Genomic DNA, 20,856 nt, shown 5'->3' with positions numbered 1-20,856 from the left:
TCGTAGTTGTTACTCACTGATGATTAACGTTAGTATACCTTGCAGACATCACAATTTCAACAATTCTCATCAAAATAGTGCGAATTATTCCCTCAGCTATACTGTGCACCTTTTCAATTCAAAATTAAAATTAAAAAAGAGCATTTCACATCCTTTATTCCAGCGTTTATCTGGAGGATGCAATCTGCCCTTAACGTAGCAATCTTTTAAGATCACGAATGTAATCATTAATACTCAAATCAGGTATCAGGACTTGAGTTGTTGCAGTAACTGCACACGGTAGGCTTCACTTTCAAGCGATTGAATTTCCTTATATTCTTCGGCAGTAAGCACTTGGGGTTCCCCGGCTGCTTTGGCGATCATATATACCTTCGCGCTTTCTTCCACCACTTGGGTGCGGTAATAGGCTTCGCGGAGGTTTTTACCGGTCGTAACCAATCCGTGATTGACGAGAATGAGTGCCGTATGTTCTTCTACCTTTGCTGAGACTGCATCGGCAAGAAGCTTCGTCGTTGGCAGAACGTATGGAACAAATCCGATATCACCTACCAAGGCGGACTGATCAGGGAACAAGTGTGGCAATTCATCGAAAACGAGACTAAGTGCGATCGTATATGCCGGGTGCGTATGCACAATGGCTTGGATATCAGGACTCACACGATAACTGTACAGATGCATCAATACTTCGGAAGAAGGGCGTGTTGCTCCCGCGCTAGTCGCCCCTGTCTCGATATCAATAGCGATCCATTCGTCAGGCTCCAGATCCTCAAGTGCATAACCACTAGGAGACAACAACATCGTTCCCCCAGAGCGAGCGCTCAGATTCCCACCGGGTCCTACCACCAACCCTTGGGCAACTGCTCTACGTGCATACTTCGTTAACTCTTCCCTTACTTGCTGTTCAGACATGTTGCTCACCACTCCTCATACTTTTCTTTTTAGCATTTTGCGTCAATGCTCATTGCATTGAATCTGTTCATTACCTTTTGATTTGATTCAGACTTTGGTAGTTTTCATAAGCTTCCTGCCACAGCTCTGTATCCTCAGGCTCATAGGTCTCGGGGGAAAAGGAAGCAGCCATGACCTCCCGTACCTCGGCCAAGCTACTCACTTCTCCATGCGCAAGGAATTGCAGCATGCAATTCCCGGCTGAAGTCGCCTCTGCCGGGCCTGCCACCACCGGGACACCGGCTGCATTGGCTGTAAACTGGCACAATAGTCGATTGTGCACACCGCCGCCAACCATATGAATGACACGAGGTCTTATACCTGTAATCAACTGCAATTCATCCAGCGTCTGTCTGAATTCCAATGCAAGACTTTCCAGAATGCAGCGCACAATCGCTCCAGTCGTTTCAGGCACAGTCTGTCCGGTGAGACTGCATTGTTGCCGTATTCGTTCAGACATATTTCCTGGCGCCAAATACACGCCATCTCCCGGCGATACATAACTTTGATGCGGCGTTGCCAAGGTAGCCAATTGAATCAGTTCTTCATGTGTAAAAGGTTGATTCTCCCGCTCCCACTGTCGTTTGCATTCCTGTAGCAACCACAAGCCTGAACGATTTTTCAAGGTGCGTACTTTTCCACTTACCGTCCCTTCATTGGTGAATCCTAATGCACGACTTCGGTTATCCAATACAGGTGTATCACGCTCCACCCCCATAAGAGACCAGGTACCACAGCTGATAAAAGCAAAATCCGAATCCATTGCAGGAATCGCTGCCAAGGCAGATGCCGTATCATGTGAGCCCACAGAGACTACCTGCATCGGTCCAGTCCGTAACTCGGCGCACAACTCATTTGTTAGATCGCCCAGCACGGTACCCGGTTGAACGAGTTTTGGAAATAATGTTTCCGGTATACCGAGACGCCCGATCAGATGTTCATTCCAACGCGCCTCGCCTGCATGCAACAGCCCGCTGGTACTTGCAATCGTATACTCACAAGCCTGCTGACCAGATAGATAATAGTGAAATAAATCCGGCATAAATAACATGCGCACATCCGTACGCAAACCTTCGGCCTGCTCTCGTACACTGCCTAGTAGTTGAAATACTGTATTGATCTGCTGCGGCAAAACGCCGGACATGGCATACAGTTCTTCATCTTTCACCATGTGCAGAACTTCTTCCATCCACTGTGCGTTGCGTGCTTCCCGATAGTGACGTGGGTTCGAGCACAACCTTCCCGCACCATCCACCAGTCCATAGTCCACTCCCCACGTATCCACAGCTATAGAACGGACCGATGGAGAGATGCCTTGCGTCCCTTTCACAATGCCTTGTTTTAATTCATGAAAAAGTCGCAAGAAATCCCAATACAATCCGTCCCCCAGCTGCACGGGTTCGTTGTTGAATCGATGCACTTCTTGTAACGAGAGTCTATTTCCGTCAAAAGAACCACGGACTACGCGTCCACTACCGGCGCCGTAATCGGCAGCAAGCACATGTGTTGCTTGATTGCCCATTCTTTCAAGCCTCCTTAACTCTTCGCGATAAGCCGTATTCGAGTTCTGAGCACAGCTTTCAAGAGAAAGCCATGTTACCTCATCTCACAAGGAACATGGCGTTTGACAGGAATGGAACTTTATTTTAACGATACAACGGGCCAAACACACTGCAAGCACGGTAGTCTGCACTCTCCGGCTCACTTGTGCCGAACAATCCCCATGCACGCGGACGGAAAATTTCCGTTTCAGGTACATTATGCATATTTACCGGAATGCGAAGCATGGAAGCGAGCGTAATCAGATCTGCACCAATATGTCCGTATGAGATGGAGCCATGGTTCGCTCCCCATTGATTCATGACCTCGTATACGGAAGTAAAAGCTCCCGCTCCAGTTAGAACAGGTGCAAACCAGGTGGATGGCCAGGTTGGATCTGTCCGCTGATCCAGCGTATCATGTACATCTTCAGGCAGATCGACCGTGTAACCCTGAGCGATTTGCAGCACTGGTCCCAGTCCTTTGACCAGATTCAGACGTGTCATCGTTACAGGCATGCCGCCTTTGGTCAGGAAATCCGCTGAATAGCCGCCCCCGCGGAAATACTCTACGGATGCCGGTCTCCACGATGTTGCTTTCAGGCAGTCCTGAACTTCCTCATCTGTAATTTCCCAGAATGGCTTGAGTACAGGCTTACCATCTCTGGACTGTTGCCCAGTGCCATCCAAGGCTGCCGAACCAGAGTTGATCAGATGCAGGATGCCATCCTTTGCATTTCCTTCCAACTGGTGTCCCGTCACACGTTGTACTGAATCCGGACTCCAATACGTACGCACATCAGCAAAGATCTGTGCCGTATGTGTCAGCAGCGAACCGAACAACATGGACACGCCATTCAGGCTGTCATTCTCCGTTGCAACCAGATAAGGCGCACGTTTGCCATTCCAGTCAAAGGAAGAGTTTAATATCGACTCCAGAAAATCTCCGTTAGGTGAATGATCTGTCCACTGCCGTTGTCCCTGGAAGCCGGATACAATCGCGTGGTGGCCCATCGATTCCTCTGTGAAACCAAGCTGAGCCAATCTTGGGTTGCCCGCCATCAAGTCACGCACAATTTGGGTCATTTTCACAACGGTTTCCCATTCGTACTCTTTGCGTTTGCGATCCGTTTGCAGATGGGCAGCGTTGTTGTCCGGACCTTCGCTACAATTCTCCTTCACCCAGGCCAGTGCGAGCTTATACTCCTCGGGGTCGTAGATTTCTTCTTCGATACGACGAGTGAGTTCACTCATATCCACGTATTCATTACGCATGCCCAGATACTCCTGGAAAAATGAATCGTTCACAATTGAGCCTGCAATCCCCATGGATACTGATCCAATAGACAGATAGGCTTGCCCTTTCAAGGTCGCGGCTGCAAGTCCCGCACGGCTGAACCGGAGCAATTTCTCACGCACATCCTCGGGAATCGTTGTATCTCCGCCGTCCTGCACATCCTCTCCATAGATCCCAAAGGCCGGAATCCCCTTCTGTGCATGGGCAGAGAGAACTGCCGCCAGATATACAGCACCCGGACGTTCAGTTCCGTTAAAACCCCAGATGGCTGTAGGAATGGATGGTGACATATCCATCGTTTCCGTACCATAACACCAGCATGGTGTCACGGTGATTGTTACGCCAACGTTCGAACGGCTGAACAATTCTGATGCTGCGGCCGCCTCGGCCACCCCGCCAATACAGGTCTCAGCCACAACACACTCCACTGCGGACCCGTCAGGATAACGTAGTTCTGCTGCAAGCAACTCGGCAACAGATGTCGCCATCCGCATCGTTTGTTCTTCCAGTGACTCCCGAACACCTTTGCGTCTTCCATCAATCGTGGGACGAATACCAATCTTGGGGAAAGCCTGTTTATAACGATAATCCTGATGTGTCATACTGGAATGTCCTCCTTCAATTCGTTTCATAGAATTTGGGTTGAATTGAGTAGCCTTCTGTCTGATCCATGTGCAGTGATTGGAATAAGATAATGACGGAAATACAACCGATACCCGGGTGGCACGCAAGAGCTGCATACACAGATTACCAAGAGCCTTATTTTAGTTTGAATACGTTTACATATTTAAAAAATAACAATAAACCATTTCATTAATTAGCTATGTATGTAGTTCCTCTATTCAAGAAAATGGAACGTGCATGAGCGAATTCAACGAAATGGTTTATGTAGTAAAGACGTTCAGAACCCTTTAGGGTTATCGGTAACCCTAACATAGCACGAGCCTATCTTGCTGTCAATTGACATTATCCTATAGAATGGTAAGACTATGTTGCGGAAAGGTTAGATTCTAATGATTACCATTTACGATATTGCCAAAAAAGCCAACGTCTCCGCCATGACGGTCTCCAAGGTCATTAATCATACAGGCCGTATAAGTTCCGCGACACGTGAACGTGTGCAACAGGTGATCGACGAACTGGGTTACATCCCGAACTCCAATGCACGCAGCCTTGTGCTTCAACGAACTCAGATGCTCTCTCTTCTTATCACGGATATTACCAACCCTTTTTATACCACACTGGCCCGTGGTGCTGAAGATGCAGCCCATCTTCGTGGGTACCGTCTTTTATTCGGCAATAGTGACGAGGATTACAATAAGGAAAAGGATTACGTGGATGCGATTCTGTCTACTCGTGTGGATGGTGTACTTTATGCTCCGGCGGGAGATCGTTCACTCACTCATCTGAAACAGCTGCAGGAACGTCACATTCCGTTTGTCTTTCTGGACCGCACCGTACCTGGTATTACGTCAGATATCATTGCTGGAGATAGCCGGGAAGGCGCGATTGAGCTGATCCGATATCTGGTGCAATTGGGGCACCGGCGCATTGCACTGGTCAATGGTTCTTCGGAGGTTTCTACCGCCAGACTGCGGGAGGAAGGATATGTAGCGGGTTTACGAGAGGACGGAGCTGATATCGATCCCGAGCTTGTGCTTCGAACCGGGTACCGGGATTTCAGCGATGAAGAAGGACTGGATCGACTACTCTCTCAACCGGATCAACCAACAGCCATTTTTGCCGCCAACAACATGCTGGCGATTGGGGTCATTCGGCTTTTGCGCAAACGAGGACTGCGTGTACCAGAAGACATTTCCGTTGTGTGCTTCGACGATCTGGATCTGGCTTCTGCTTTTGATCCTTTCCTAACTGTAGCTGCACAGCCAGCATATGACTTTGGGTTTCAGGGCGTACAGATGCTGATTGACCGAATTGAGGGCAAGGCCCCTTCCGAAGCCCAAACCGTCATTCTACCGTCAGAACTGCGCATACGGGCTTCGGCTACTGCTCCACGTGAGCAAGAATAGAGTTAAGCACGTGAGTTGACTAAATATTATCGTGTAAATGATTAGTCCCACTTATCTGGATTAGGTCCCGTTCAAACTCGAAAAATGTACATCATAAACAGGGTGCACCGGAGATTACGCTCTGGCTGCACCCTGTTTTACATTCATTCGTTGAAATAATTCGTCGTTCAAGCCGTTTGGTTCGTCTGTTTCATTCAGGCTCGTCGTTTCATTTGAGTTCCATCCATGCCGATATTCTACCGCTCCGACTGTAATGCTAAAGCGACCTCACGAACGAGTCCCGGGAACCAGTCCATCAAAGGTTCGAACGTATACCCCGCTTGTTCAGCTTTGGTCGTCTCCATCGTCCATGATTGCTCAATTCCGAAGGGTGACATGTCCTCTTTCACCGTTTCCGTGAGGATCTGGGACTGCATGCCCGTGACCGTCTCGATCAGATGTATCATGGCTGACAGTGTAATCGCACCCTTGGAAGCTGCATTCACCGGACCGGTAATGGACGAATGTCCAAGCCAAGCGAGAAATCTTGCCGCTTCGGTGGAATTGATAAATCCAATCTCCGCATCCGGATTTGGCATGCCGATCGGTTTTCCTTTTTGCACATGTTCAATATGAAAATGAAGTCTTCTCGTATAATCATCAATCCCGAGTACAATGGGAATGCGCATCGCCACAACCGGGAAATCCGCTTCCTGGAAAAATACAGCCTCCGCAAGCCGTTTGCCTTCTCCATACGAAAAATCATCTGCACTTCCATACTGTAATGGATATGTATACGGGTCAAAATCCGTTTCCTTAAATCCAGGTCTGGGATCACCATACACCGAGAGTGTGGATGTCAGAACGTATCTTTTGGTGCGTCCTGCAAAAGCTTCACATGCCGCTTTCGCCGCATCTGGGGAATAACAGATATTATCGTACACAACATCCCACATGTCTGTCTGTGCAACCTCTGCCAGAGATCCCGGGTCTTCACGATCCATCTTGATTCGGTTTACTTCGGGTCCGAAGTCAACATCCGTTTTACCACGAGTTGCGACTGTGATCTGAGACTTTCCTTCCCACAGCAAGTGATCCACCAGACGTTTACCGAAAAAACGTGTACCCCCAAGTATAAGTACTTTATTCATCCAAAAAACCTCCTATCTTGTTCGATTATGTTTAACAATTTGAAGCATGGTATGAGCATTCCGTTGAAACTCATATGAAGTTGGTTCTTCGGATACCGTACACCCACGCTCTTCGAGTATTAATTTCAACTCATCCATGTGCTTGTAACGTTCGCCAGACAGATCCACTGTTGGAAAAATGCGAACCTCTTGTTTGGTCACACGCAGCAGCTCCATTACGGTTGCAACATGAAAATCAACATCCAATCGATCCGCATACGTAAACAGGAAATGGGCGGATAACGTCAGATCGAATTGTTCATCTGCAAAGGGTAGATCCGGGAGCACAGACGCCACATAATGGTCAGGAAACATTCTCATATCTGCAACGCAATCTGTGATGGCACGAGTTCGCTCTTCCTTTAACCCCTGGATTGATCCAAATTGATCCCACACATATATGCTTTGCACAGGTTCCATCTGTTTCATCGTATGCTCAATGTCCTGAAATCCCTTTACTTCAAGCTCGTCGATCTCATGTTCGTAGGCAATATCCACGGCCACGGGATCAGCACCCAACTTGCGCGCCTGGCTACTGAACGAACACGCTCCACCTGGACAATCCAGAATAGACTTGCCATTAATCTCGTCCACCGTCAGGTTGAACATCTTCATATATTCTTCGAAGGTTCTTCCTATGAAAACGATCTGTTTCAGTTCCAAACCTCCAGAATCATTGGACTGCTGATCTTCTCTACTGTTCTTCTGCACTTCTCTACTGTTCTTCTGCACTTCTTTACTGTTGCTCTGCTCATCTCTGCTCATCTCGTCTCAGCTTCCTTTCCTGCGCTTGAATCAATCGTTAGGGAACACAAGCCCAATCTGCTTCCGAATCTGATCCATAACCTGCATCGTCACATAAGAGCGTTCATACGTGTTCATGTCAGACTCCTTTTGGCCCTGCTCAACCAGATTCACGAACTCCTCCACTTCATAATACATCGCCGGATGGTTTTGTTCGACTGTGAGCTGCTCCACCGTACCGTCATTGTAACGTATCTCTGCATGTTCCGGTGAGCCAATCTTGTCAATGATGATGCTTCCCAGCTCACCCATGATTTCGCTTGGTAGATGAGAGTTGGAGATTTTGGAGTATGTAACGACCGCATCCATCCCATCATAGTCCAGCAGCACACTACCTTGTCCATCCACGCCAGATTCCAGCATCATCGCTTGGGATTGAACCCGGTTAGGTTCACCGAACAACGTAATCAATGGATAGAGACAATACACACCGAGATCCATTAACGCCCCATTAGCGAGTTCAGGCTTGAACGCGTTCAGGACAATCCCCTCTTTGTACTTGTCGTAACGCGAAGAATACTGAGAGTATCCTGCTACGTATTTGCGGACAGGACCGATTTTATGCAGGCTCTTCTGCACCATTTTGAACTGGGGAACAAGAGTCGATTTCATCGCTTCCATGAGCAGAACCTCGTGTTCTCGTGCAGTATCGATCATACTCCGAACTTCGGCGCTATTTGCAGCCAGAGGTTTCTCGCACAATACATGTTTACCGTTTCTCAGAAAAAGCTCAGCCTGCTCCGCATGAACCGTATTCGGTGTTGCGATGTAGACTGCATCAATCACATCACTTGCCGCCAACTCTTCCAGATCGGTGAATCGGTGTTCAACATCATATTTATCTGCGAATGCATTAGCCTTATCTTCAGTTCTTGAATACACGGCGGTTAATTTGAATCCTTCAACCTGTGCTGCGGCTTCAAGAAGCCTTTCTGTAATCCAGTTGGTACCCACTACTCCAAAACGAACCATGCTTACCTACCTCTTTCATCTATAAATTTCATTTGAGATATAAACCACTTCCATACTGTATATTGTAGCTCATATTTCGTTCAGATTGAAGGAAGGGGCCATATCCCCAAATATTGATATCTTGCTTTTTAAGTTAGAACTTCGTCAATCCCTTCGAATCAAGGGTATAATTAGAGATGAGGTGATCACCGTGGAAAGTCGAGATCAAGATCGCATACTGCCCGAATCTATAGATGAAAAATACTGGCACGCCATCATCCACAACGATAATTCTTATGATGGAACGTTCTTTTACGGTGTGCAGACAACGGGTATCTTTTGCCGACCTTCCTGTAAGTCAAGAGCACCCAAAGCTGAAAATGTGCTGATATTTCAAAATGTTGAAGAAGCATTGGCACGAAAGTTCAGACCCTGCAAACGTTGTAAACCTACAGGCGAGCGGGTACCTGATCAGGAGTGGATATACGGGATCACGGATTACATTGAACATCATTACGCCGAACCTCTAACCTTGGATGTCCTTGCCACTGTAAGTCATGGCAGTCCTTATCATCTGCATCGTGTGTTCAAGCGGATTACAGGCCGCACACCGGTTCAATATATTCAGGATAAACGAATTACCGAAGCCCGGAAGTTGCTTGAACATACCGGACTTACCGTCACCGATATTGGCCGCCATGTCGGTATACCTAACTCAGCTTATTTCATTACTGTATTTCGCAAACACACAGGTCTCACACCTGCACACTACCGCGAAAGGCATGAGAACTTATGAAGACAAATCTTACTTACAAAGTACCCAAAACGTTACTCAACAAGGGGACAGGGTTCCTTAATGGCTATACACATACACTGAATCCTTACACAGGCTGCGCCTTCGGTTGTTCTTATTGTTATGTCAGACAGATGCCTGTCTCCCTATTTCGTAAAGAGGATTGGGGGAGCTGGGTTGATGTGAAACAAGAGGCCTCCCGAGTGTTGGCCAAAGAGTTGCAGCGTGCTCTGACGAAAGGCAAAGTCACTCTGTTCATGTCATCCAGTACCGATCCGTATCAACCCGCCGAATACAAAGAGTGTATCACGCGTTCATTGCTTGAAACGATGGTACAGTATCCTCCAGATTTCGTATTAGTCCAGACCCGTAGTCCACTCGTTACCCGGGATATAGATCTGCTACAGCAGTTAGGTGACCGGGTTCGGGTCAGCATGACGGTGGAGACAGATCTGGACGATATGCGGAAGCATTTCAGTCCTTCCGCTCCCCCAATTGCAGGCCGATTACGTGCACTGGAACAGTTGCGGGATGCCGGAATACCCACGCAGGTTGCGATTGCTCCCGTATTACCCAGCAGTGAACAGTTTGCTGCCATCTTGAGACCTCTGGTTCAGCGTGTATGCATTGACGATTATTTCATGGGCGATGGCAGCGAGGGCAAGCGAACCCGGCGACTCGGCATGGAGTCGCTCTATCAGCAAGTGGGGATGGAGCATTGGTATCATCCAGATGCGTATCAGACTGTAGTTCAGCGAATGAAAGACTATTTTGCCGAGGATGAGATCTGGATCAGTCAGGCGGGATTTGAGCCCTAAATGGCTATATAAGTTGGACTAAAGAATATTTACACTGGACACTCCAATGACCGAACAACCTTCCGATCGCTGTTATTCCCAGATTTTTTTGATTTAATAAAAAACAGCCCCTTTCCTTGTTCGAAGGAAAAGGGGCTGTTTATCATGATATAAGTCATAATGGCTATCTTATTTATCCAATGTATACAATGGCAGATCCACCGGCAATGCAGCCGGGCGCTGACACGAGCTTTTCATCTGGTAGAACGTCTGCTCATCTGATGAATCGTGGAATGCCCACATGGCTTCAAGTACGTGGTATGCCAGTTCCCCACTCGCACGGTGTGCACGTCCACTATGTGCTGCATAGGCCATATCTGCCACACCGATGCCGCGTGTATTTTCCTGATATCCTGGGAGAAGCGGAACTTCCGTCCATTCATGTTCACCCAGCAAGCGATAACGAACTGGACCGCCGAAGGTATTGGGATCAGGTACCTGCAATGTACCGTGCGTGCCATATATCTCAATCGGTGGCAGTGCACTTCCGCCAAATACGTCAAAGCTCGTAATCAGTGTGCCAATGGCTCCCTGTTCAAACTGTAACAGACCGGTAACATGAGTAGGAATTTCGACGGGAACCGTCTGACCCCTCTTTTTCTCACTCGTAATCGTCCGTTCTTCCATGGCTTTACCTGTCATACCTGCGATCGACTTGATCGGTCCCATCAGTTGGATCAATGCGGTGAGATAGTACGGACCCATGTCAAACATTGGCCCACCGCCTGACGCGTAATAAAACTCCGGATCTGGGTGCCAGTGCTCATGACCACGGCTCATCATAAATGCGGTCGCCGCCACCGGCTTGCCGATTACCCCTTCTTCCACCAATTGAAGTGAAGTCTGGATACCTGAACCAAAGAACGTTTCTGGTGCACAACCCACAAGCAATCCTTTACGCTTTGCTGTTTCGAGCACGGCCTGCCCTTCTTCACGGGTAACCGCGAGCGGTTTTTCTACATACACATGTTTGCCAGATTCAAGCGCCCGCAAGCATACATCCGCATGAACGGAAGGAATCGTCAGGTTGATGATCAGCTCAATCTCGGGATCAGCCAAGATTTCGTCGACGCTGTATACGTTAGGCACGTTATAGGCTGCTGCCTGCTCCTCGGCACGTTTCCGGTCGAGATCCGCAACAGCAACAAGTTCCAGCACCTCGAATCGGTGACAGTTTTCCATATAAATACCGCTGATTTTACCGCAGCCAATAATGCCTACTTTCATTGTTTTCATGCCTGGGGCTCCCTTCGCCGTGGATCAGAAATGGTTTATCCGTTAAGGATGAATGGTTAACACTGAAGTTACGTTTGCAATCCAACTACAATCTCATTAGTTCTGGTTGTCCGCCATACCTGTGTACACTTCGGTTGCTGAACTTACTCGACTCTTGGCAAGCTCTTTGCCTGCTGCTGTCCATTTGAAACCACTGCGCATCATTTCAGTCACGGGTTTCATGTCTACAATGTCTGCATGGTGTCCCAGGGAGTTGTAGAATACCCGCCCTGCGCCCCAGCGTTTCGTCCAGACAACAGGCATATCTACAGGACCATTCGCCGCATGCGGACCAGCCACCACTGGGAAACGAGTTGTTGCCAGCACTTCCACTGCCGGGTCTACGTGCAGGTAGTACTGTTCACTTTTCACCTGAAAATCTTCGATATGATCCAATAACGGGCTAGAGCCACGCTTCATGTTCACCATATACTCCACACCATCGTTACCTGGATGAGCAACCCATTGTCCACCCGTCATAAACTGCCAGTCTACATTATTTCGGAAAGCATCACACATCCCGCCATGAAGACCAGCCAAGCCCACACCACTCTGAACAGCCGCTGATACGTTATTGACGAGTTCCTGCTCAATCTGTCCCATTGTCCACAACGGCACGATCAGATCCAGACCCATCAGCTTCTCTGCATCCGCATAAGACTCCAACGTATTCGAGACTTCAACCTCAAACTGCTCTTCCTTCAAAATACGCTCAAAAATCGCTGCTACCTGCTCCGGTTCATGTCCATCCCAGCCGCCCCATACAATCAGTGCTTTACTCATCGTTTATTCACTCGCTTTCACCTAGTTTAGTTGTGTTCAACCTTATTTCTGACGTCACTGTTTTGCTTGCTCACATCTCTTCAAGCGTCACCCAGCGCCGTTCTGTTACCGAACGTTCTACCGCTTCCAGTACAGCCTGACAAGCGACCCCATCGTGGAAACTCGGTGATGGTTGGCGTCCTTCAGAGATTGCTGTCACCAGCTCCAGCATTTCATGGGTGAACGTGTGCTCGAATCCAATCGTATGTCCAGCAGGCCACCAGGCTTCGGAATATTTGTGTGCCGGATCGGTTGCCAGTACACGGCGGAATCCCTGTACGTCCTCTTCATCCTTTGTAAAATACACTTCCAGTTCATTCATCCGTTCAAAATCAAATCGTACACTGCCGAGACTGCCGTTAATCTCAAACGAGTTCGTACTGCGATGCCCCGCTGCAAAACGTGTAGCTTCGAAGCTGCCCAGCGCCCCTCCTGCGAATCGTGCCAGGAACAACGTAGCGTCGTCGACGGTCACTTCTCCTTTCGGTGCATCCGCGTTCGAGCTGCCCTTTGCACTCAGACCGGTCATCTCGGCTGCAAGTGGTCGTTCTTTGATAAATGTTTCGCTCATGCCGATGACTTCCTGGAATTCACCAACGAGGAAACGAGCCAGATCGATTAAGTGCGCGCCCAGATCCCCATGGGAACCGGAGCCAGCCACTTCTTTTTGCAAACGCCATACCAGCGGGAACGAAGGGTCCATGATCCAGTCCTGCAAGAAAAAAGCACGGAAATGATAGATTTTACCCAGTCGTCCGCTCTCCACCAGATCCTTCGCTAGTTGTACCGCTGGTGAGAAACGGTAGTTGAACCCGACCATATGTGCGACTCCAGCATCCTCTGCTGCCTGAAGCATCTCGCGCGAATCCGCAAGCGACAGGGCAAGTGGTTTCTCACAAAACAGATGTTTGCCCTGACGAGCTGCTTCCAACGCAATTTCCTTATGGGCATCACTTGGTGCGTTAATATCAATCAGATCGATATCATCCCGCTTTACCAGTTCACGCCAATCCGTTACACTTTCGGACCAACCGAACTGATTCGCTGCCTGGTGCACTCCCTGCTCGTTACGTCCACAGATCACAGACATCTCAGGTTGCAACGGAGCAGACGGGAAAAACATCGGCAGACTGCGATAGGCATTACTGTGGGCCTTCCCCATAAACTTGTATCCAACCATTCCGACACGAAGACGATTTGACATGATCATTTCCTCCTTTGGAATAATAAAAAGTCTTTCAATATGTGTACCAATAAACTATTGACGGATAGAAGAAGCACGGATGATCAGTTCGGTAGGCAACAACGCTCTCGCTGATTCGGTTACCGCTACAACAGAGTTATTCGCTTTATGTGTGTCACCCACAGACCCATGCATAAGCTTCGATACTGCAAGTTCACCCATCTCAAAAAATGGAACCCTGACGCTGCTCAGCGGCGGAACCGCCATCTCGGCGGCATCGGAGTCGTCATAACCCACAAATGCCGGAAAATCCCCAGGCCCTATTCCCCGCTCACGCAAACCATGCATGACACCAATGGCCATCCGGTCATTGGCCGCAAATACAGCATCAATCTCATGTAGGCGATCTGCTACAGTCGCTGCCGCCTCAATGCCACTTCTTCTACTATAATTCCCCTCAAGCAATAGACTCGGGTCCAGCTCCATACCTGCTTCTTGTAAGCCACGACGGACACCTTCCATTCGCTCCTGGCTGTTGGAATAGCTGTCTGGACCATTGAGAAAAGCGATTTTGCGATACCCCTGATCCGTAAGATGACGTATGGCAAGTCTGCTTCCTTCCACATGATCCGCATCCACTTCCGTGAACGATTGGCCCTCAAAATGCTGATTCATGACACAAAATGGGTGTCCTTCCTGATGAAGTTGCTGCATGGCCGCCAGTTCTTCATGATCATCTCTGGCACCAAGGATAATGCAAGCGTCCACTTTCTGACGCCGGAACAGATCCGCATAATTCATCACTTCACCGGATGTTCGGAACATAACCAACAGGTCCATGCTATTGTCTCTGGCTTTGCTTCCAATCCCACTCAGCATTTCCGAGAAAAAATACGCCGAGAACAGGTGCGCCTTCGGAACATAAGGTAATACCACACCAAGGTTCCCGCTTTTACTTCTGGCAAAACTGCGAGCAAGAGCGCTGGGCACATAGCCTAACTGTTCGGAAGCTTCAAGAACCTTGCGGCGTGTCTCTTCTTTAATAGGGCCTACCCCATTAAGCACCCGGGAGACCGTCGCCTCGGAAACACCCGCAAGATCAGCCACTTCTTTACGAGATGCCATGAATTTCACCCCCTTTTATATAAGTTGAACTAAAGATTATTTACACTGAACTACGATGACAGAACAACCTTCCAATCGCTGTTATCCCCAGATTTTTCGATTCCTTTTTATAAAGGGGAAAATCCGGGGATAGCGTATGCTTCCGATGCAGCTTTCTTTCAGAAAGCTTTTAGGCGAACGCTTCGCTTTTTCAGGTTTTTTCTATCCTCTCCGTTATCGTGCAAATGATTAGTTCAACATATATAGCTCATCAATAAATCAAATAGTAATTAAAAATCGATATTTATGTACGCGCGTACATTTTCTCATGCCATGTAACCGTTGTCAATGCTTTTAACACAAAAAAATAATGAGGGTTTGGGTTAATCCAAGCCCTCATTATTATCTTGCCAGAGATGGTACTTTCATTAACTTCATGCTCTGTAATCTTAGGGGTTCAAGTTACTTATCAACCTTAAATACAACGATTTCAGTTGATCCTGTTTGTTCAATTATGGGGAGTGCAGCTCACAACGTCGTTGTAACGCCAAGATCAACGGAGGATTGACTAAACTCAGCTTGCTCCATCGTTTTCGCATGACTCGGAATGCGATCCGAGGGTTCTGGCGTGGATTGGAGCTGTCTTACTTTGTGCAACACTTCTTTGTTCGGCAGGAAGTGTTGGGAACGAATAAACCGAATTGTTTTGGTTTTGGCACGCATAACTATCGAATCCGTCTCGGCACGATCATCCGCAAGATATCGTACCCCTCCCAAGATCTCACCTGGCGTCACACCCGTTGCGGCAAAAATGACATCCTCCGTGCCGATCATATCCTGCATCGTTAACACTTTGTAGGGATTATCGATCCCCATCTGCAAGCAACGCTGGAATTCGTCTGCGTTGGCAGGCATCAGACGACCTTGGATCTCACCCCCAAGGCAAGATAGCGCTGCGGCAGCCAGCACACCTTCTGGCGCTCCTCCAGATCCGACATACAGATCAATGCCCGCCTCCGGGAAGGCCGGTGCCATCGCACCCGCAACATCACCGTCACTGAGAAACTTGATCCGTACGCCAACCTTGCGTAGCGTCTTGATGGTACTCTCGTGTCGCACACGATCCAGAATCATCACAGTGAGGTCCGAGATGTTTTTGTTCAATGCGGCAGCGGCTTTCTCCAGTGTGACTTCAACCGGGTCTTCAATGCTGACCTTGCCTACAAGCGCAGGCCCTACCGCCAGTTTCTCCATATACATGTCCGGTGCGTGGAGCAGGTTACCTTTTCCCGCCACTGCAATAACCGATAGAGCGTTGTTTAGTCCTTTGGCCACGATTTCTGTACCTTCGAGCGGGTCTACAGCCACGTCAACCTCAGGGCCCTCAGCGTTGCCTACTTCCTCGCCGATGTACAACATGGGTGCTTCATCCATTTCTCCTTCACCGATTACCACCGTGCCGCGAATGGACACGGAATCGAACATGGCGCGCATGGCCAAAGTAGCCGCTTCATCTGCACTGTTCTTGTCACCTCGTCCCATCCAGGGTGCTGAAGCTAACGCAGCCAATTCTGTTACTCTGACAATTTCCAACGCCAGTTCGCGTTCCATTTTTCCCACTTCCTTTCCAATTTCCAAAAGCATAACGTGAAAGCGGTACTAAATCCATCGCAAATCCATATGAAATTGATCTATAATCGGCGTAGTAGCACCTTTTTAACGATTAACCCCTTATTTATCCAATTAATATATTGATCGATTTCGCTCCTTTTTTCGGCTGGTTTTAAGAGTCCAATCCTCCTGATTTCTTACTTGAAATATTAATTTTATTTTCCATTTTCCGCTCTAAAACTAAATAATTCAACATGGTGGATTAACACGTCCGTTTCATGCGCAAAAAGTTCTTTTAACATGAGGTATATACAACTTATATACTGATTATTAAGAACGTAACGCTATCTAACAAACTACGAACGAAAACGATTTTCGGCCGACTGTCCAAACGTAGGAATAAACTAATAAATTGTATTGATGATCCTTGAGATCAGCCTATTACCTTCACGATTATTGAGCAAAATATTACTGCCAATTATGTATTAATCAGGCCTTTAACTTTTGCTAAAGCCATAGATGCAGCTTATGAAGGTCATCGAAAATAATAAGTTTACATAATATTTATTATGTAATAAAGTTCGTCAATTTCTTCATTTTATGATTCAACGGTTCTGGCAAAACATAAAAAAGCCCGAAAGAATTCTGCTCAATAGCATTTTTCTCCCAAGCTTTTCCCTCGATGATCCCGTTACAGTATCGTTTTTTTCATTATAAAATCAATCTGTTTCTCATCTCCCATGTAAAAAGCATGAGCTCCTGTCTGTACAAACCCCATCTTTTCATAAAATGCGATGGCATTTTCATTTTTCTCCCACACGCCTAACCAGATATTCGTTTTGTGTTGTTCTGTTGCCATCTCTATGGCTTTATTAAGCAGTACCTTACCCAAGCCATGTTTTTGGAACTCTTTCTTGATGTACACACGCTCGATCTCAAGAGATTCCACACCCATATTCTCAGACTGAGCATCATTGATATTTACCTTCATGTACCCTGCCACTTTGTGGTTGACATAAATAAAAAGAAATTGTGAATCCGCAATAGACAGTTCAGTTTCTAATTGCACCCTATTAAATGCCTTTTCCAGATAAGCTTTCATATTTTCGGGTGAATTTTGCGCTTTAAACGTTTCATTAAACGTCTCATAACTAATCTCCTGCAGTTCACATACATGTTCAATGGTACATATCTCTATACGAATCGTCATCTATATTCACGTTCCTTTATCAAGTTAATCGTTTGTTGCAAATGCACTAAAAAAGGGTTACATTGAATTTAGCTCAATTTTGTTGTATTTGCAACATAACATCAAAAAAAGAGGTTGAATGAATTTGAAATATGTACTTTTTGTCGCAGGTATTCTAATCTTAACACTTGGCATTTCCCTTACCATCCAATCTGAACTGGGCACCTCACCGTTTGATGCACTTCTGGTAGGGCTGTCACATCATGTAGGGCTTTTACAGACCAATTTTGCACCCATTCCGATTGACCGCTTAACATTAATCTTGCATGAAATCACTCAAACGCCCTTATTTGTATCGAGAACATTCATTTACCTTGTATTTTTAATTCTGGCGTTTCTGCTCAGTGGGCCAATCGGGCTTGGAACGTTGATAACCGTATGTTGTGCAGGTGTACTTCTTCAGTTCATTATGGGCCATACGAAAAGGATAATAGATCGCATATTAACAGACATGGATACATCGTCACATACTAAAAGTGAAAAAGAACATTCGGTCTAATCGGTGTACTCCTTCTACACCATAAAAAGGCTGGATCAGAGGTTTAATCCCTGATCCAGCCCATTAAACGTGCTACCTACCTTTACGGCTCAATTCCCCATACCAGCTGACCGTTCACATACCCGGTAACCTTATCATGGTTTGCGAACTGACTACCGGATGCCTTGAACGAGTAATCATTAGTCTGTGTGTAATTCGTCCAATTGTTTTTGGAAAAGCGTGTTTGAATCTCTGCGCTCTGGCCCGCATTCAGTGATCCCGCCGCACTTGTAAAGCCCACTTCCAGATAATGATCCGCTCCGGCAACTGGAGTCGCCAGTTTAACAAATTGGCTCGTTACATTCGCACTGCCCATACTGGCCCAGTCGGACCAGAAACTCTGAGTTTCCTCCCCGTCAATTGTATAGTAATACCGGAGTTTTACATCACTTAACGGAATAGCCGAATTGCCTGAGTTGACCAACTTGAACTTGGGTGATACGCCGTTGGTCGATGCACTTGTATTGCCGTTAAAAGCTTGAATCGTCAAATCCCCTGCTGGCACAGTAACCGTGCTGTCTACCACATTCACCGTTAACACAGCGTTATTTCCTCCATTGAATTGAAAGGTCAATACATTCTGACCCAAGGGCAGCGTAGCGAGATAGGATTTATTCAGAACTACAGCAGAGCTGGATGCCGTATAATTCTGACCTGATACAAGCGTAACATCTCCCTTTGTGATGCTTGTAAGCTGACGGCCGTTTAAGGTGAGAGATACGGTAACATGCTGCGCGGGATTCGTCGCTTTATCAAATGTTGCATTCACAGGAGAAATTACAGCATTTGTACCCGGTGTTGAATCCACAATTTTGACTTTTAACACAGGGTCCTGACCTTGATTAAAATCCAGAACAATCGAATGCTCGCCAACTGGCAGGGTTGCCAGATAAGCTTTTTTCAACAGCAATGTGCTTCCGCTCAAGGTATAGTCTGTCGTTGCGGTCAATGCATTGTTGCCTGCCCGGATAACAGTCAGCGTATTGCCGTTTGCATTCACGGTTACAGCTTTGTCGCTTTGATTGGGTGTGTATTTGTCAAATTCAACGTTTCCAGGTGTGATGGATGCACTGGGGTTGGGATTGTTAACCTTTAGATTTGGCAGCTCATCCAACGTAATGACATAATCACTTTGATAAAGCGTTTTCAATGTTGCCGGATAATTAAAAGCAGAACTCATCAGATGCTCGCCATACCAAGGACAGAAGTACAGCCATCCTGATTTCTCCTCTGTCAGATTTTTCACGCTTGGAATCGTGTCGTTCTCCGTCATGGCTACCATTTTCGTACCGTTCGTCAACTCAACAAGTTTATAGAAAATCGAGGTAATTGCATCCTCATTGGGCACGCCAGACAAACCGTCATAACGGTTGTAGATTGTATTGTACTTATCATATCCGACAAGATCTACCTGATCATCGCCCGGATACCAGGCTGGAGAAGTGCTGTATACGTAGCTGTTGTAAGTCCAGATCAGATTATGCAAGCCATACGTCTCGGTCAATTCGGTATATAGCAGATCCCATAGCTCTTTGTACACTTCTGCACCTGCCGAAGCCCACCAGAACCATGCACCTTCCCCGTTCAGCCCGCCGTTGCCTTCTGCTTCATGATACGGACGGAAAAGCACTGGCACATCGTTATCTTGCAAAATCAGCAATTGTTCTGCCAGATCCTCGATAGTCATCATAACGTATTGATACTCTTTCGTACCGGGAATTACCGCATTTGCTGTATTAAAATTCGTTTCTGTTGGCTTGTAGGTAGCCTCTTTCCAATCCACAAAGTCCCCAAGCTCATACGTATTGAAATTACGAGGTACATTGATATGCCAGGAAGCTGTTGCAATACCTTCACGGTTATTCACCCAATCAATCATGCGATCAGTTGTACCGTCCTCCCAACCATACAACGGATTATAATTCATCAGATCAAAGCCACGGATTGCCGGGTACTTTCCGGTCAGATCATGAATCCATTCGAATTCAAGCTCTGTATCTCCGTCATTCCCTCCTCCATAGATCTCTTGCTGACCAGAAATAATGTTGTTTCCGTATACCTCCGTTAAATAATTCATCAAAATTTGTGTTTCCGGTGTAGCTTCAGGATCAGTGAGAACTGGCTGCACATTCAGGGGATCCAGATCCGCATGATCCACTGTAAAAGTATCAAAATACGCGAAGCCCCAGCCAGCCTTCAGCTCAATCGTGTTGGCACCCTGATTCAGCTTGTGAAAGCCAAAATCGAAGTCTGACCATGTTGTCGTGTAAGGTAGCATGAACGCCCCTTTCGTAACACCATTCACGATTAAATTTTGTGACCTGCCATCTGCACTGAGCTCCTGCATATATCGTGTGGAGATCGCGTACATGCCGGTTTCCGGGACAGTTACTGTGAAGGTTAATGTGCCAGAGTTCTGCATCCAGACAAATCCGGCCCCTGAGAATCCGGGCTTGGGTTGCCCATAGATTGAAGTAACCACTTGAAGATCCGGGGTGAGCTGAGCATCTTCGCTTTCGATGGTGAACAATGGTGTGTCTGCATGAACGGGCGCTGTCATTAATCCAAGCAGTAGGACCAATGCCAGCATCATTGCGGTTGCCTTTTTGAGCAAATTTTTCATCAATTCCATCTTCCTTCCCAAGTGAAATATGATAATGAAATGTCAATGAACCCATTCATGATGG

At 47.2% G+C, this 20,856-nt stretch carries 17 protein-coding genes; 4 read left to right on the top strand and 13 right to left on the bottom strand.

The annotated features are described in order from the left end of the window. Window positions 1–246 precede the first annotated feature (246 nt). The 3 genes from PAEAM_RS10585 to PAEAM_RS10575 form a co-directional block, all read right to left on the bottom strand. Window positions 247–909 (bottom strand): class II aldolase/adducin family protein, encoded by a 663-nt coding sequence (locus tag PAEAM_RS10585; RefSeq protein WP_100527462.1) that lies wholly within the window; start codon window positions 907–909, stop codon window positions 247–249. A gap of 70 nt (window positions 910–979) precedes the next feature. Continuing rightward, window positions 980–2,470, bottom strand: coding sequence for a rhamnulokinase (locus PAEAM_RS10580; protein WP_100527461.1), 1,491 nt, complete (start codon window positions 2,468–2,470; stop codon window positions 980–982). Between the two features lie 124 nt (window positions 2,471–2,594). Then, window positions 2,595–4,385 carry an L-fucose isomerase gene (locus tag PAEAM_RS10575; RefSeq protein WP_100527460.1) on the bottom strand — a complete coding sequence of 597 codons (1,791 nt, stop codon included), beginning with the start codon at window positions 4,383–4,385 and terminating at the stop codon, window positions 2,595–2,597. Window positions 4,386–4,796: 411 nt separating this feature from the next. Between PAEAM_RS10575 and PAEAM_RS10570 the strand changes: the two genes are divergently transcribed. Continuing rightward, on the top strand, window positions 4,797–5,813 hold the full coding sequence (locus PAEAM_RS10570) for a LacI family DNA-binding transcriptional regulator (RefSeq protein ID WP_100527459.1): 1,017 nt from the start codon (window positions 4,797–4,799) through the stop codon (window positions 5,811–5,813). Window positions 5,814–6,049: 236 nt separating this feature from the next. Here PAEAM_RS10570 and PAEAM_RS10565 read toward each other — a convergent pair whose 3' ends face one another. Genes PAEAM_RS10565 through PAEAM_RS10555 form a run of 3 tightly spaced genes read right to left on the bottom strand, consistent with a single transcriptional unit; the run spans window position 6,050 to window position 8,758 of the window. Continuing rightward, window positions 6,050–6,943, bottom strand: coding sequence for an NAD-dependent epimerase/dehydratase family protein (locus tag PAEAM_RS10565; RefSeq protein WP_100527458.1), 894 nt, complete (start codon window positions 6,941–6,943; stop codon window positions 6,050–6,052). Window positions 6,944–6,955: 12 nt separating this feature from the next. Continuing rightward, on the bottom strand, window positions 6,956–7,747 hold the full coding sequence (locus PAEAM_RS10560; protein ID WP_481856109.1) for an SAM-dependent methyltransferase: 792 nt from the start codon (window positions 7,745–7,747) through the stop codon (window positions 6,956–6,958). Between the two features lie 30 nt (window positions 7,748–7,777). Then, window positions 7,778–8,758, bottom strand: a complete 981-nt coding sequence (locus PAEAM_RS10555) for a Gfo/Idh/MocA family protein (RefSeq protein ID WP_100527457.1) — start codon at window positions 8,756–8,758, stop codon at window positions 7,778–7,780. Between the two features lie 190 nt (window positions 8,759–8,948). Between PAEAM_RS10555 and PAEAM_RS10550 the strand changes: the two genes are divergently transcribed. Then, window positions 8,949–9,533 carry a bifunctional transcriptional activator/DNA repair enzyme AdaA gene (locus tag PAEAM_RS10550; RefSeq protein WP_207765565.1) on the top strand — a complete coding sequence of 195 codons (585 nt, stop codon included), beginning with the start codon at window positions 8,949–8,951 and terminating at the stop codon, window positions 9,531–9,533. Continuing rightward, a complete protein-coding gene (locus PAEAM_RS10545) occupies window positions 9,530–10,348 on the top strand; it encodes an SPL family radical SAM protein (protein WP_100527456.1) in 819 nt (272 codons plus the stop codon). Before PAEAM_RS10550 ends, PAEAM_RS10545 begins: the two co-directional genes overlap by 4 nt. Window positions 10,349–10,516: 168 nt before the next feature. On the opposite strand, the gene PAEAM_RS10540 is transcribed toward PAEAM_RS10545, so the two are convergent. From PAEAM_RS10540 to paiA, 6 genes are all read right to left on the bottom strand, one after another. Beyond that, window positions 10,517–11,623 (bottom strand): Gfo/Idh/MocA family protein, encoded by a 1,107-nt coding sequence (locus PAEAM_RS10540; RefSeq protein WP_100527455.1) that lies wholly within the window; start codon window positions 11,621–11,623, stop codon window positions 10,517–10,519. Between the two features lie 96 nt (window positions 11,624–11,719). Continuing rightward, window positions 11,720–12,445 (bottom strand): ThuA domain-containing protein, encoded by a 726-nt coding sequence (locus tag PAEAM_RS10535; protein ID WP_100527454.1) that lies wholly within the window; start codon window positions 12,443–12,445, stop codon window positions 11,720–11,722. A 70-nt stretch (window positions 12,446–12,515) separates the two neighbouring features. After that, window positions 12,516–13,688 carry a Gfo/Idh/MocA family protein gene (locus PAEAM_RS10530; protein ID WP_100527453.1) on the bottom strand — a complete coding sequence of 391 codons (1,173 nt, stop codon included), beginning with the start codon at window positions 13,686–13,688 and terminating at the stop codon, window positions 12,516–12,518. Window positions 13,689–13,742: 54 nt separating this feature from the next. Then, window positions 13,743–14,792: a LacI family DNA-binding transcriptional regulator gene (locus tag PAEAM_RS10525; protein WP_100527452.1), complete on the bottom strand. Its 1,050-nt coding sequence runs from the start codon at window positions 14,790–14,792 to the stop codon at window positions 13,743–13,745. A gap of 507 nt (window positions 14,793–15,299) precedes the next feature. Further along, window positions 15,300–16,382, bottom strand: coding sequence for a class II fructose-bisphosphatase (glpX, locus tag PAEAM_RS10520; protein ID WP_036613775.1), 1,083 nt, complete (start codon window positions 16,380–16,382; stop codon window positions 15,300–15,302). 691 nt (window positions 16,383–17,073) lie between these two features. Beyond that, complete coding sequence (gene paiA, locus PAEAM_RS10515) at window positions 17,074–17,592, bottom strand: spermidine/spermine N(1)-acetyltransferase (RefSeq protein ID WP_100527451.1); 519 nt, start codon at window positions 17,590–17,592, stop codon at window positions 17,074–17,076. A gap of 124 nt (window positions 17,593–17,716) precedes the next feature. Between paiA and PAEAM_RS10510 the strand changes: the two genes are divergently transcribed. Next, window positions 17,717–18,130, top strand: coding sequence for a DUF6198 family protein (locus PAEAM_RS10510; protein WP_100527661.1), 414 nt, complete (start codon window positions 17,717–17,719; stop codon window positions 18,128–18,130). A gap of 82 nt (window positions 18,131–18,212) precedes the next feature. Here PAEAM_RS10510 and PAEAM_RS10505 read toward each other — a convergent pair whose 3' ends face one another. Continuing rightward, window positions 18,213–20,792: a glycosyl hydrolase gene (locus PAEAM_RS10505; RefSeq protein WP_100527450.1), complete on the bottom strand. Its 2,580-nt coding sequence runs from the start codon at window positions 20,790–20,792 to the stop codon at window positions 18,213–18,215. Between the last annotated feature and the right edge of the window lie 64 nt (window positions 20,793–20,856).

This window comes from Paenibacillus sp. GM1FR, from assembly GCF_002803315.1.
In the GTDB taxonomy this organism is placed as follows: domain Bacteria; phylum Bacillota; class Bacilli; order Paenibacillales; family Paenibacillaceae; genus Paenibacillus; species Paenibacillus amylolyticus.
This window is presented reverse-complemented; position numbering and strand designations above follow the sequence as displayed.